Raw genomic sequence first — 12,470 nt, forward strand, 5'->3', positions numbered from 1 at the left:
AGTGTGCGGTCGTGACGTCGTATGAGCGCTGGTCCCTGGTCGCCTCGTTCGGTGCCCTCCTGGTCAGTGTCGTCGCCTTCGGCGCGGTGCTGTGGCAGCTCGTGATGCTGTCGCGCGCCACGACACTGGACCATGACCGACGGCGCAAGCAGGCGACGGTGGAGTACCTCGCCGCCACCATGGACAGGCGCAAGGAACTGCGCGACGAGGGCATCCCCGACGAGCGGGACCCCGCGGCCGTCTCCGCGTTGATCGGCCGAATGGACGCGGGTGACCGCACGGCGACACGGCTCGTCTACGCCTACCTGACGATCTACAACCATCTCGGCGTGGCCGCGCGGTCGGACGCGTTCGACCTGCGAGTCATCGACCGGGCATGGGGCGGCTCGGTCATCGCCATCTGGGAGGGCTACCGACCGTGGATCGAGCGCCAGAGGCATGCCCGCTGTGAGCCGCGGCTCTACGAGGACCTCGAGCATCTGGCCGCCCTGATGACTCCGCGGCGCGTCCCGGCTCCACCCGCGGGCAGGAGTGTCCCTGTGCAGAGGTGATCTTCAGGGCCGTGGCGCCTCCCGAGCTCGAGGCTGTCGCACCCTGCCGCCCCTGCCCCCGCCGCCTCAGGCCGGCGGCGTCCGGTCCGCGAAACCGTGCTCCGCCGGGCGGGCCGCGCGCTGGGCGAGCCAGCCGGACACCCGCGGACCGCCGCTGACCGCGCTGCCTTCAAGGACCGTGCGGACGTGTTCGAAGCCCTGGCGGACGTAATAGCGGTGCAGGGCCCGGTTCGTCGTCCAGGCGTCCAGCCTGACCCAGGCCGCCCGAGACCGGTACGCCCTGTCCCCGCCCCAGTTGAGCAGCCGCCCGCCGAGGTTCTGCCCGGCGTGTGTGCGGGCCACGGTGAGCTTGCTGACGTACAGCGCGGGGTCGGCCTCCTCCTCGGAGGTCCACAGCCCTTCCGGGGGGACCGGGGCCAAGGTGACGGTGGCGGCGGTCGCCCCGCCGTCGCGCACCACGAACGTCTGCCCCGCCTCGACGGCTGCCCGCAGGCGGTCTGCCGGGTAGGGACGGCGCCACTGGTCGGTACCGAGCTCACCGAGCCAGGCCGCCGCCTCGTCGCGGAAGGACAGCAGCATGGGCAGATCGTCCAGTTGTGCGCATGTGATGATCACGAAGCCTCCCCAGGATTCCACGGCCAGTTGACGCTGCTCTCATGCGCGGCCCGGCGGGGCCAGAGCATGCCACGGCGCCGTCGCTCGCCGCCCGGCCCGAATGCCCGACATGACCCCTGCCGGTCAGCGGTGTTCCAGCACGTGTCGTCACCCGGTGACACCCGTTCCCCGGCCCGGCCAGGCGGCAGCGCCCGCAGACCGGACGTGGCCGGCGGCTACGCCCGAGGAGCGGTACCGCATCCGCCCCGCTGTCCCCGACGACGACCCGGGGTCCTGCACGCCCTCCTCGAGCCGGTGGACTTCCTCAACCCGGCGATGCCGGCGGAGATCGTCCGACCGGCTGCGCACCGGCAGGCGACTCCCGGTCCAGTTCGGCACCGCGAGCCCGCTGGTCGCCCAGGAGCCGCAAGGGAAGATCGTCGCGATCGCCCACGCGATCCCCCCGGTGGAGTGGCTCCTGTCCATGGCCGACCTCCAGGCCGACGGCCAAGAGCTGCTCACCGAGCCGTACGAACGGCGCCGCGAGGTCCTGGAGAACTCGTTCACCGGGTACGGTCTGACGCCCCCATGGACGCTGTGCCCGATGACGACCGACCCGGCCGTCGCGCTGGAGTGGCTGACCTCCTGAACCCGCGTCCCTGGTGTGGAGGGCGTCGTCGTCAAGGGCAGACGGCAGAGGTATGCGCAGGGCGCCCGGGCCTGGTTCGAGGTCCGCCGTCGCGAGACGACCGAGGCCATGATCGACGCAGTCACCGGCAGCCTGGGCCGGCCGCAACTGCTCGTCCCCGGACGCTGCGACACCGATGGTCAGCTGCGTTCGGTGGCCGGACCACGCCGCTGCGGCCCGACGCCGCCCGGCAGCTCGCCGACCACTTCACCGCATCCGACCCAGGGCATCCGCGGACCGGTGTCCGGCTCAGCGTCGCCTGTCGCAGCCGGGAGATCCTCGACCCGGCGCTCCGGCTGGGCCGGCCGCTCAGGCCCGCGAGTCCAGCAGCACCCGCTGCAGCTCGCGGGCCGCACGCGGCGGCGCCACATCGCTGCGGTGGGCGAGCGCGATCGTGCGCCGCAGACCGGGGCGGGCCAGCGGCGTGACCCGCAGGTCCCCTCCGGCGCCCTCCGCGACCATGCTGGGCACGACGGCGACGCCGAGCCCCGCCCGCACGAACCCCAGCACGGCGTCCATCTCGCCGCCCTCCACCGTGAACGACGGCTCGAAGCCCTCCGCGCGGCAGGCGGCCACCGTCAGCTCCCGCAGGTCGTACCCGTGGCGGAACATCACCAGCGGCTCGCCCGCGAGATCCGCGATCCGCGCCGGAGCCGGCGGCGCCGCGGCCGCCGGTGAGGAGATCACCACCAGGTCCTCCCGCAGCAGTTCGACCGTGGTGAGCGCCGGCGAGGGCGAGGGCAGGGGCAGCACGACGAGCGCCAGGTCGAGCGCACCGCGCGCCAGCTCCCGTACGAGATCGTGCGAGCCGGACTCCTCGATCAGGATCTCGATGCCCGGGTGCAGATCGTGGAAGGTGCGCAGCACCTGCGGCAGCAGACCGGTGCACAGGCTCGGCGTGGCGCCGAGACGGACCCGGCCCCGGCGCAGCTGGGCCAGCTCCTGCACCTCGCGACGGGCCGTCTCGGTGTCGGCGAGGATGCGGCGCGCCAGCGGGAGCAGCGCGTCACCGGCGTCCGTGAGGGCGATGTTGCCCCGGGCGCGGGCGAAGAGATCGGCGCCGAGCTCCTGCTCCAGGGCCCGGATCTGCTGGGAGAGGGAGGGCTGGGAGACATGGACGCGCTCGGCGGCGCGGGTGAAGTGACGGGTTTCCGCGACCGCGACGAAGTAGCGGAGCTGCTGGAGCTGCATGGCACCACTCTAGAGCTTCCATAGGGCCAGCCTATTGATCCGAGCAGAATCATGTCTTGGACCTCTCGTGTTCTTCGCCCTAGCGTCGACGGCATGGCTCTGGCAACGCGGACGGAACGACAACCGTCCAGGACGCGCACCTTCTGGGCATCGACCATCGGCAAGAAGACGGTCATGGCCGTCAGCGGTCTGATCATGCTCGGGTATCTGGTCGCCCACATGTTCGGCAACCTGAAGATCTTCTTCGGGCCGGGCGAGTTCAACGCGTACGGCCACTGGCTGCGCACCATGGGCGCCCCGGTCCTGCACCACTCCTGGGCACTGTGGCTCGTCCGCGTGGTGCTGCTCGCCGCCGTGATCGGGCACGCGGTCTCCGCGTACCAGCTCAGCCGCCGCGACATCAAGGCCCGTCCCAGCCGCTACGTCCACAAGCGGCCGCGCGCGAGCTACGCCACCCGCACCATGCGCTGGGGCGGTGTCATCCTCGGCCTCTTCATCGTCTGGCACCTCCTCGACCTGACGACCGGCACCGTGCACACGGGCGGATTCCAGGAGGGCCACCCCTACCAGAACGTCGTGGACACCTTCTCCACCTGGTACGGCAACGTGATCTACATCGTCGCCATGCTCGCCGTCGGACTCCACATCCGGCACGGCTTCTGGAGCGCCGCCCAGACGCTCGGCGTCGGCAGCGCCACCCGCGACCGCGTCCTCAAGACCGTCGCGAACGTGCTGGCGCTCGCACTGACCGCCGGATTCCTCTCCGTACCCGTCGCCGTCATGACCGAAGTGGTGAGCTGACATGAGCTTTCTCGACTACGAGGTCGGCGCCCCGCTCGCCGACGCCAAAGCGCCCGAAGGGCCCGTCGCCGAACGCTGGGACAAGCGGCGCTTCGAGGCCAAACTCGTCAACCCCGCCAACCGCCGCGGCCACACCGTCATCGTCGTCGGCACGGGCCTCGCCGGCGGCGCCGCCGGCGCCACACTCGCCGAACAGGGCTACCACGTCGAGCAGTTCTGCTACCAGGACTCCCCGCGGCGCGCCCACTCCATCGCCGCACAGGGCGGCATCAACGCGGCCAAGAACTACCGCAACGACGGCGACTCCATCCACCGCCTCTTCTACGACACGGTCAAGGGCGGAGACTTCCGCGCCCGCGAGTCCAACGTCCACCGGCTCGCCCAGATCTCCGTCGAGATCATCGACCAGTGCGTGGCGCAGGGCGTCCCCTTCGCCCGCGAGTACGGCGGACTGCTCGACACCCGCTCCTTCGGCGGCGTCCAGGTCTCCCGCACCTTCTACGCCCGCGGGCAGACGGGCCAGCAGCTCCTCCTCGGCGCCTACCAGGCCCTCTCCCGCCAGATCGCCGCGGGCAACGTCACCCTGCACGCCCGCACCGAGATGCTCGACCTGATCGTGGTGGACGGCCGCGCCCGCGGCATCGTCGCCCGCGACCTCGTCACCGGCCGGATCTCCACGTACGTCGCCGACGCGGTCGTCCTCGCGACCGGCGGCTACGGCAACGTCTTCTACCTGTCGACGAACGCCATGAACTCCAACGCCACCGCGATCTGGCGCGCCCACCGGCGCGGCGCGTACTTCGCCAACCCCTGCTTCACCCAGATCCACCCCACCTGCATCCCGCGCACCGGCGACCACCAGTCCAAGCTGACCCTGATGAGCGAGTCGCTGCGCAACGACGGACGCATCTGGGTCCCCAGAGCACGCGGCGACCACCGCCCGCCGAACGAGATCCCCGAGGACGAGCGGGACTACTACCTGGAGCGGATGTACCCGTCCTTCGGCAACCTCGTGCCGCGCGACATCGCCTCGCGCGCCGCGAAGAACGTCTGCGACGAGGGGCGCGGCGTCGGCCCCGGCGGCCAGGGCGTCTACCTCGACTTCGCGGACGCCGTCGCTCGCATGGGACGGGCGAAGGTCGAGGAGAAGTACGGCAACCTCTTCGACATGTACGAGCGGATCACCGCGGAGAACCCGTACGAGGTGCCGATGCGGATCTACCCCGCCGTGCACTACACGATGGGTGGACTGTGGGTCGACTACGACCTCCAGACCACCGTCCCGGGCCTCTTCGCCATCGGCGAGGCCAACTTCTCCGACCACGGAGCCAACCGGCTCGGCGCCTCCGCCCTGATGCAGGGCCTCGCCGACGGTTACTTCGTGCTCCCCTCCACCGTCAACGACTACCTGGCCCGCAACCCGCACAAGGAGCCGGTCACCGTCGAACACCCGGCCGTGCAGGAGGCCGTGGCCGAGACCGAGGACCGGATCAGCCTGCTGCTCTCCGTCGACGGCGACCGCACCCCTGACTCCTTCCACCGCGAGATCGGTGAACTCATGTGGGAGTTCTGCGGCATGGCCCGCACCGAGACCGGGCTGCGCAAGGCGCTGGAGCGGATCCCGCAGATCCGCGAGGAGTTCTGGCGCCGCATCAAGGTGCCGGGCAGCGGCGAAGAGTTCAACCAGTCGCTGGAGAAGGCCAACCGCATCGTCGACTACCTGGAACTCGCCGAGCTGATGTGCCTCGACGCACTGCACCGCACCGAGTCCTGCGGCGGTCACTTCCGCGAGGAGTCCCAGACGCCGGACGGCGAGGCGGCCCGCAAGGACGAGGAGTTCTCCTACGCCGCGGCCTGGGAGTTCACGGACACGGGCCAAGCCCCCGTCCTCCACAAGGAAGACCTCGTCTTCGAGTACGTCCACCCCACCCAGCGGAGCTACGCATGAAGCTCAACCTGCGCGTCTGGCGCCAGAAGAACGCCGACGCCCCCGGCGCCATGGCCACCTACGAGGTGGAAGGGATCTCCCCGGACATGTCCTTCCTGGAAATGCTCGACACCCTCAACGAGGACCTCATCCTGCGCGGCGAGGAGCCGGTCGCCTTCGACCACGACTGCCGCGAGGGCATCTGCGGCGCCTGCTCGCTCGTCATCAACGGCGACGCCCACGGCCCCGAGCGCACCACCACGTGCCAGCTCCACATGCGCTCCTTCCAGGACGGCGACACCATCGACGTCGAGCCGTGGCGGGCGGCCGCCTTCCCGGTCGTCAGGGACCTGGTCGTCGACCGCACCGCCTTCGACCGGATCATCCAGGCCGGCGGCTACATCAGCGCCCCCACCGGATCCGCACCCGAGGCGCACGCGACGCCGGTGCCGAAGCCCGACGCCGACCTCGCCTTCGAGCACGCCGAGTGCATCGGCTGCGGCGCCTGCGTGGCGGCCTGCCCCAACGGCTCCGCCATGCTCTTCACCTCGGCGAAGATCAACCACCTCAACGTGCTGCCGCAGGGCGCCCCGGAGCGCGAGACCCGCGTGCTCGACATGGTCGCCGCCATGGACGAGGAGGGCTTCGGTGGCTGCACGCTGACCGGCGAGTGCGCGACCGCCTGCCCCAAGGGCATCCCGCTGCCGTCGATCGCGGCGATGAACAAGGAGTGGCTGCGGGCGAACCGCAAGGTCAGGCGATAGGCGTCAGGTCCGCCCCGAAGACCGTCGCGTAGTCAGGGACGACCACCCGGGAAGTGGGGCTGCACCGGCGGACCTCGGCGACGAAACCGTCGAGGTCCATCACCGGATCCCGCAGCGGCGGCCCGCTCAGCGGCCTCTCGAAGTGGTCCCAGTGCACCGGGACGACGGTCGCGGGGCCGCCGAGCGCATCCAGCAGCCGCGGGACATAGCGGTGTGTCGCCCGGCTGGAGGGCACCGCCGCCATCAGGACGTCCGGGCGCAGCCCGGCCACCGCGCGCTCGTCGACATCGCTCGCGCCCATGAAGAACACCGAAGGACCGCCCGCCACCGACAGCTGGAACGCCAGCGTGTCGCCCTCCGGCAGGTCCGAGACGGTGCGCGGGGCGCGCGGCGGCGGCGCGTGCAGCGTGCCCGGGGCGAAGTACGACCACTTCGCGTTGCGGCTGTGCCGACTGGAGACCACCTCGACCGTGTAATCGCCGAAGTCCAGCACCTCGCCGCCCTTGACGACGCTGAGCTGCGCCGCGTCGACCCCGAGGGACCGCAGCACGTGGTACGTCGTCTCCGTGCCGAAGACCCGCGCGCCGGTGGACTTCGCGATGTACGGGACGTCGTTGACGTGGTCCCAGTGGGTGTGGCTGACCAGGACGGTCTCCGGCCTGCCCGCGTGCCGGGCCACCAGGTCCTCGTCACAGGTCAGCTCCGTGTCCGGGTCGAAGCTGCCCTTCGGGCCGAACAGGCCGGTCTCGAAACGGGTGATGTACGGGTCGAAGAGGACACCGCGCCCGCCGATGCCGACCCGCCAGCCCGAGGTGCCGAGCCAGCGCAGGGTCGCGCTGTCCGCCCGTACCCGCGCGGCCGCGCCGCCGCTCGGTTCCGCCGCCCCTGCCGTCTCCGCCGCGGCGGGAAGCAGCGGCACCGTCGCTCCGAGCGCGGCGCCGCGCAGCAGCGTCCTGCGGACGAACGACCGCCGGCCGCCTTCCTCCGTGGTGTTCTCGAATTCGCTCATGACGCGCAGAAGATCAGCCCCGGGTCGTGCGCGTCCAAGACCGGAGCCGCCCATGACCCATACCGTCAGGTGTATGACACCTGGTCACCTGCTCTGTCCACCGGACGGGGCGCGCAGGAAATCCACCGCCGTCCGCGCCGCCGTGCCGATCGCCACGTCCGTCCGCGTGCGGTTCGCCACCGGATCGGGCGTGCGGGCGAAGACCGCGACCGCGTACCGCCCGCCGTCCGGGTACGCGGCCACACCGACCTCGTTGTGCAGTCCCGGCAGCGTGCCCGTCTTCGCCGCGACCCGCACGCCGTCCCCGAACCCCGCCGCGAGCCGGTGCCGGAAGACCTGACGTGTCATCAGGTCCCGTACCTGGGCGCACGCCTGCGCGGGACCGGCCTCGTCGCGCCAGATCATCCGCAGCAGCCGCGTCATCTCCCGGGGTGTGCTCGCGTTCGTCCGCGCCGGGTCGAAGACGCCGAGCGCACCGACCTCGACGGGGGACAACGCCGGGAACAGGGCGGCGAACTCCCGCTCGTCCCGCGCCCCCACCTCCGCGAGCATCGACTCCAGCAGCTGCCGGGGGCCGCCCACGATTCGCGTGCGCACGAGCCCCAGCTCCTTCGCCAGCAGGTTCACGGTGTCCACGCCCACCCGCTCCAGCAGGAGATCCGCGGCCGTGTTGTCGCTGACCGACATCGCGAAGTGCGCGAGGTCCCGCAGGGAGACCTCCACGTCGTCCAGGCACCCCGCCGTGCCCCAACCGCCGAGCCGGTGCCCGGCCGTGACCAGCACCCGCTCCCGCGGATCGAGCTGACCGGCCGCCGCCTGCCGGGCGAACTCCAGCACCAGCAGCACCTTGAACACCGAGGCGACCACGACCGGTTCGTCGGCGCCGCACCCCACGTCCCCGCCGCAGTCGATGTCCAGCGCGTGCATCCTGCCCTCCGCACCCGCCGCCGCGAACACCGCGCCCAGCCTCTCCTCGATCCGCACCCCGAGCCCCCGCCCCCTCGCCTACTGTCGTCCCGTGGATCTCTTGCGCCACCTGCGTATCTTCCTCGCCGTCGCCGACGAGATGAACTTCGGGCGGGCCGCCGAGCGGCTCGGCATGGCCCAGCCCCCGCTCAGCCGCGCCGTCCGCAGACTGGAGGACGACCTCGGCGCCGAACTCTTCGACCGCTCACGGCGACAGATCCGGCTCACCCCGGCCGGCACGGTCCTCCTCGACGAGGCGCGGGACCTGCTGGCGCGCGAGGAGCGCACCCGGGTCCTGATACGGCGTGCCCGCGACGGCGACCTCGGCACCCTGCGCGCCGGGGTGCCGCCCGACACCTCGGCAGCGGTCCTCGGCGCCCTTCTCGCGGAGTGCGCCGACCGGGCACCCGCGCTGCGGGTCGACCTCCAGGAGGTGACGACGGACGAGCAGGTGCGCCTGCTGGCGTCCGGCGGGCTGGACGTCGGCCTGGTGCACGCCCCCGTCGACGCGACCGACATCGTCCTCGGTCCCGAGACCGGCGTCGACCTCGGAGTCGTGCTGCCGAGGACGTCGCCCCTCGTCCGGCTGCCCGAGGTGGCACTCGCCGAACTCGCGGGCCACGACCTGGTCCTCTTCCCGCGCTCCACCGCACCCGGCTGGTACGACAGGACGCTCGGCATCTGCCGCGCGGCGGGGTTCGTGCCCGGCCGCGTACGGCACGCCCGTAACCCCGAGTTCCTGATCGGGCTCGTCACGGCGGGCCACGGAGTCGCCTTCGACCAGGGGCCGGTGGCCCGCAAGGAGCCCAGGGTGGCGTGGCGGCCACTGGCCGGGCGACCGCTCACGCAGCGGATCCGCGCGGCCTGGCCACGGCGGTCCCCGCACCCGGGCGCGCGGGAGTTCGCCGCGGTCGCGGCGGACGTGCTGGCGCGCGACCACACGACGGCGGTGCCGATGGGCGACGCGGGGGACGCACCGCGCCCGTGGTCGGTGGTCTTCGGCTGAGCAGGGCCGGTCGTGCCGACCGCCTCGGCCGCCGGCACGCGCCCTGACCTTCGCACGAACCGGCCCTGCACGGGGCGACAGCCGCCAGGTGCGGCGCCCACGGTCAACCGCTGTCACATCACGCCGCGCAGTCCCGGCCCGGCGGGCCGCGCTCCCTGCACCCGACGTCGCCGGTCGTTCGCCTCCTGCTGGACCATCTTGCACCGTGTCGCAAATCCCGCGGGCACGTTCGGCCTCAGCGCGGGCGCGCTCCGAGCCCTCGGCATGGTGCCGGGCCAGGCGCGCCAGCCGGTCCGCCCTGTCGATCAGGGCCCCAGCCTCGGCCGCCGTACGCAGTCCCGGGCCGGGCTGCTGTGCAGCCACCGCCGCAATCCGGTCAGCTGCCTGCGCCCGTTCACTCGCGGCCCGATCGGCCCCGTTGGCGCGCCGGATCAGTTCGGTCAGCTTCGACGAGAGCCGGGCGCAGGTCCACGCCCCGTACGGGCGTGCGTTCCGGTCGTCCCAGCGGGGATACCCAGGCTCGCCGGCCGGTTGAGACGCGACTGGCTCGGGGAGGGGCGCAGCTGGTCGCTGGCCGTCTGAGTGGCATGCGCACGTCCGCCATCGGCAAGGAGACGGAGCGCCTGCGCCCGGCCACCGGCACGCCAGACCTCCAGAGCCGCCCGTTCCACGGCGTCGCCCTGGCGACGGTTGGTGTCCAGCACCGTGCCGCCCACCAGTCGGTGGATCTCCGCGAATCCGCCGCCAGGCCCGATGGCCTGCAATTGCTGTGGATCGCCGACCCCGATGACCTTCGTGCCAGCCAGGCCGCGCCGTCACTGCGTGGGCGGGGCGCTCCGCAACGACTGAGCCGCACTGGTGCCGGTGGCCAGTGGTGGCGGCAGGGAGCAGGTCGCGGGCGCGTGGTCGACGAGACCGGCACCGCCGCGTGCGCCGTGTGAAGTCGCACGCCGCTGGTGCAGCTGCTTCGCTGGAGAAGAGGCGGTGCGGTCGCGCCGGCAAGGGTGAGGAGTGACTATGGCGGTCTGTGAAGTATGTGGCAATGACTATGCCTTGTTGTTCGAAGTTCACACGGCAGGCGATGCGGTGCACGTCTTCGACAGCATTGAGTGTGCCGCGCATCGTCTCGCTCCCATCTGCGATCGCTGCGGCTGCAGGATCCTGGGGCACGGGTTGCAGGTTGCAGGGCAGTTCTTCTGCTGTGCGCACTGCGCCCGCCTTCACGGTCATACGGAACTGGCTGATAGCGCCTGAGCCCGCCAGCGCTGTTGAGGTGCGCGGCTGCTGCTCGATCCGGTGCCCGCGACCACGCCGCTGGGCGCCCGCGCGTTCGTCGAGACCGTCGCGGCACCGATCGAGGGTGCGACCGAGGAGAGCGCAGGCTGGAACGTCACCGCCGTCCTCAGCGCCCTGGCCGACCTCGCCGGCCCCGACCTGCTGGACCGTGTCCTTGGACGGTTGCCGTCCGGCTACGCATTGCTCTTCGGGCGTGCGGCACTGCCCTGAGCCGATGTCCGACACTCGAGTCGCGGGGGCACCGGTGGCCGCAGCGGTCGGTACGCCGCCGTTCGATGAGACCAGTGATCGCTGATGGCCCGGCCGGGGTAGTGATCGAGCGCCGCACCGACGGGGTGCCCGCCTCCGTGAGGTGAGCCGCGGTCCGAGGAGTTGCGGTGCCACAGAGCGAGGAGGGCGGTCGTGCGTGCGCGAGATCTTGCCGAGCCGTACCCGTTCGTGACCACGGACGATGCCGCGATGGACGCGGCGAGGATGCTGGCCGGGCGGTCTCTGCCGGCGCTCCTTGTCCTCGACGCGGACGGGCAGCCCTACGCCATCGTTCCCGGCTCCCAGCTCGTCCGGCAGCTTCTGCCGGTCTACCTTCTCGACGATCCGCTGCTCGCGGCCGTCGTCGACGAGCGGCACGACGCCGATGTGACGGAGCGGCTGGCCGGACTGACGGTCGCGGAGTGGGCACCACGGAATCTCTTCCCGCCGCCGGTGGTCGGCCCGGACGCCCGGCCGATGGAGGTCGCCGCGTTGATGGCCCGCACCCACAGTCCGCTGGTCGCGGTCATCGAACGCGACGCCGACGGCGTGCGGCTGCTCGGCACCGTCACGGCAGCCCACCTGATGGCGCACTTCATCTCACCGCAGTGAGGTGTCTCGCCGGTCCACGCAAGGAAGACGCCGCCCCCCCCGCGTTGTCCGTCGCGGCCATGGGGCGGTCCCCCTGTCATGCGGGCGGTTGTGCCGGTGTCCTGGGCGGCGTCGATCGCTGTGGGCAGGTCGGGGGTGAGGGCGTAGAGCCTGCGTGTGCCGGAGATGGTGAGGCGGGTGCGCAGTGCCGCTGGCAGGGGGCCGGCGAGGATCGGTGAGCTTCGGCGCTCGGGTCGCGGGCCGGTGGGCGCAGTCGTAGACAGGATGTAAGCCGCACCTATCTGTGCGGGGGCGCTCAGGAGGGGTGGTCCGGCTGCTGGTCCGGGGGCGTGCCGCCCCCTTCGCCGCCGCCCTTGTTCCCGCGATCGGCGCCGTGAGCACGGCCACCGCCCTTGGCGGGCTCTACTGCCTTGCGGGACTGGCTGTCTTCCGGCGTCCCTGCTCCTTTGTCACTGCGCCGCACTTCTGGCTGCTCGGGGTTCGGCATGGCCTTCATGCCTCCTGTTCCGGCTGGTTGTTTCGTGCGTGCGGGAAACCGCCGGCACGCCGGGCAAACCCGCGTGCGGACAGCTGCCGCGCCGTGCATAGGCGCAGCCGCGCCTGGACGTCACGACAGGAGATGTGCCTCCGCTCGGCGAAGGCAGGGCCCTCGCCGCAGGCTGACCGGCAAACGGCCTGGCCGCGGGTCAGGCGGCCCAGCGGGTAGCAGGCACGGTGTTCGCCAGGCTCCCGGCCCACCTGTTTGCGCCGCTGCCCTGTGCCGCCCGCTGCCGTGTGCCGGGGCGCGGCCGGCTCCTCCATCGACCAGCCGCGCAG

General features: G+C 72.0%; 14 protein-coding genes. 9 read left to right on the forward strand and 5 right to left on the reverse strand.

Annotated elements, in window-relative coordinates:
- Window positions 1–11 precede the first annotated feature (11 nt).
- Window positions 12–551 (forward strand): DUF4760 domain-containing protein, encoded by a 540-nt coding sequence (locus ACWD0A_RS00645; protein ID WP_451293228.1) that lies wholly within the window; start codon window positions 12–14, stop codon window positions 549–551.
- 66 nt (window positions 552–617) lie between these two features.
- On the opposite strand, the gene ACWD0A_RS00650 is transcribed toward ACWD0A_RS00645, so the two are convergent.
- Window positions 618–1,166: a GNAT family N-acetyltransferase gene (locus tag ACWD0A_RS00650; protein WP_451293230.1), complete on the reverse strand. Its 549-nt coding sequence runs from the start codon at window positions 1,164–1,166 to the stop codon at window positions 618–620.
- Between the two features lie 445 nt (window positions 1,167–1,611).
- Here ACWD0A_RS00650 and ACWD0A_RS00655 point away from each other — a divergent pair, with 445 nt between their 5' ends.
- A complete protein-coding gene (locus ACWD0A_RS00655; RefSeq protein ID WP_451293232.1) occupies window positions 1,612–1,794 on the forward strand; it encodes a hypothetical protein in 183 nt (60 codons plus the stop codon).
- Window positions 1,795–2,142: 348 nt separating this feature from the next.
- On the opposite strand, the gene ACWD0A_RS00660 is transcribed toward ACWD0A_RS00655, so the two are convergent.
- Window positions 2,143–3,024 (reverse strand): LysR family transcriptional regulator, encoded by an 882-nt coding sequence (locus tag ACWD0A_RS00660; protein WP_451293234.1) that lies wholly within the window; start codon window positions 3,022–3,024, stop codon window positions 2,143–2,145.
- A gap of 93 nt (window positions 3,025–3,117) precedes the next feature.
- Between ACWD0A_RS00660 and ACWD0A_RS00665 the strand changes: the two genes are divergently transcribed.
- The 3 genes from ACWD0A_RS00665 to ACWD0A_RS00675 are packed head-to-tail and all read left to right on the forward strand — an operon-like array spanning window position 3,118 to window position 6,516.
- Window positions 3,118–3,825 (forward strand): succinate dehydrogenase, encoded by a 708-nt coding sequence (locus tag ACWD0A_RS00665; RefSeq protein WP_451293236.1) that lies wholly within the window; start codon window positions 3,118–3,120, stop codon window positions 3,823–3,825.
- Window position 3,826: 1 nt separating this feature from the next.
- Window positions 3,827–5,773: a fumarate reductase/succinate dehydrogenase flavoprotein subunit gene (locus ACWD0A_RS00670; protein ID WP_451293238.1), complete on the forward strand. Its 1,947-nt coding sequence runs from the start codon at window positions 3,827–3,829 to the stop codon at window positions 5,771–5,773.
- The gene (locus tag ACWD0A_RS00675; protein ID WP_451293240.1) at window positions 5,770–6,516 is read left to right on the forward strand and encodes a succinate dehydrogenase/fumarate reductase iron-sulfur subunit; all 747 of its coding nucleotides are present in this window, start codon (window positions 5,770–5,772) and stop codon (window positions 6,514–6,516) included. Before ACWD0A_RS00670 ends, ACWD0A_RS00675 begins: the two co-directional genes overlap by 4 nt.
- Here the strand turns inward: ACWD0A_RS00675 and ACWD0A_RS00680 are convergent.
- Together ACWD0A_RS00680 and ACWD0A_RS00685 are read right to left on the reverse strand one after the other, a co-directional pair.
- Window positions 6,506–7,525, reverse strand: a complete 1,020-nt coding sequence (locus ACWD0A_RS00680; RefSeq protein WP_451293242.1) for an MBL fold metallo-hydrolase — start codon at window positions 7,523–7,525, stop codon at window positions 6,506–6,508. The genes ACWD0A_RS00675 and ACWD0A_RS00680 overlap by 11 nt on opposite strands.
- Window positions 7,526–7,609: 84 nt before the next feature.
- Window positions 7,610–8,452, reverse strand: a complete 843-nt coding sequence (locus ACWD0A_RS00685; protein ID WP_451293531.1) for a serine hydrolase — start codon at window positions 8,450–8,452, stop codon at window positions 7,610–7,612.
- A gap of 91 nt (window positions 8,453–8,543) precedes the next feature.
- Between ACWD0A_RS00685 and ACWD0A_RS00690 the strand changes: the two genes are divergently transcribed.
- Window positions 8,544–9,497, forward strand: coding sequence for a LysR family transcriptional regulator (locus ACWD0A_RS00690; protein ID WP_451293244.1), 954 nt, complete (start codon window positions 8,544–8,546; stop codon window positions 9,495–9,497).
- A gap of 440 nt (window positions 9,498–9,937) precedes the next feature.
- Here the strand turns inward: ACWD0A_RS00690 and ACWD0A_RS00695 are convergent, their stop codons facing one another.
- Window positions 9,938–10,261 (reverse strand): hypothetical protein, encoded by a 324-nt coding sequence (locus ACWD0A_RS00695; RefSeq protein WP_451293246.1) that lies wholly within the window; start codon window positions 10,259–10,261, stop codon window positions 9,938–9,940.
- Between the two features lie 253 nt (window positions 10,262–10,514).
- Between ACWD0A_RS00695 and ACWD0A_RS00700 the strand changes: the two genes are divergently transcribed.
- The 3 genes from ACWD0A_RS00700 to ACWD0A_RS00710 all read left to right on the forward strand — a co-directional run bounded on the left by ACWD0A_RS00700 (window position 10,515) and on the right by ACWD0A_RS00710 (window position 11,654).
- On the forward strand, window positions 10,515–10,751 hold the full coding sequence (locus ACWD0A_RS00700) for a hypothetical protein (protein ID WP_451293248.1): 237 nt from the start codon (window positions 10,515–10,517) through the stop codon (window positions 10,749–10,751).
- A 42-nt stretch (window positions 10,752–10,793) separates the two neighbouring features.
- Window positions 10,794–11,003 carry a DUF2267 domain-containing protein gene (locus tag ACWD0A_RS00705; RefSeq protein ID WP_451293250.1) on the forward strand — a complete coding sequence of 70 codons (210 nt, stop codon included), beginning with the start codon at window positions 10,794–10,796 and terminating at the stop codon, window positions 11,001–11,003.
- A gap of 192 nt (window positions 11,004–11,195) precedes the next feature.
- On the forward strand, window positions 11,196–11,654 hold the full coding sequence (locus ACWD0A_RS00710; RefSeq protein WP_451293252.1) for a CBS domain-containing protein: 459 nt from the start codon (window positions 11,196–11,198) through the stop codon (window positions 11,652–11,654).
- Window positions 11,655–12,470 lie beyond the last annotated feature (816 nt).

This window comes from Streptomyces sp. NPDC002867, assembly GCF_053591895.1.

Excerpts from the sequence above, each read along its gene's own strand:
- ACWD0A_RS00660 (WP_451293234.1), bottom strand. The coding sequence starts at position 3,024 with ATGCAGCTCCAGCAGCTCCGCTACTTCGTCGCGGTCGCGGAAACCCGT.
- ACWD0A_RS00665 (WP_451293236.1), top strand. The coding sequence starts at position 3,118 with ATGGCTCTGGCAACGCGGACGGAACGACAACCGTCCAGGACGCGCACC.
- ACWD0A_RS00670 (WP_451293238.1), top strand. The coding sequence starts at position 3,827 with ATGAGCTTTCTCGACTACGAGGTCGGCGCCCCGCTCGCCGACGCCAAA.
- ACWD0A_RS00675 (WP_451293240.1), top strand. The coding sequence starts at position 5,770 with ATGAAGCTCAACCTGCGCGTCTGGCGCCAGAAGAACGCCGACGCCCCC.
- ACWD0A_RS00680 (WP_451293242.1), bottom strand. The coding sequence starts at position 7,525 with ATGAGCGAATTCGAGAACACCACGGAGGAAGGCGGCCGGCGGTCGTTC.
- ACWD0A_RS00685 (WP_451293531.1), bottom strand. The coding sequence starts at position 8,452 with ATGCACGCGCTGGACATCGACTGCGGCGGGGACGTGGGGTGCGGCGCC.
- ACWD0A_RS00700 (WP_451293248.1), top strand. The coding sequence starts at position 10,515 with ATGGCGGTCTGTGAAGTATGTGGCAATGACTATGCCTTGTTGTTCGAA.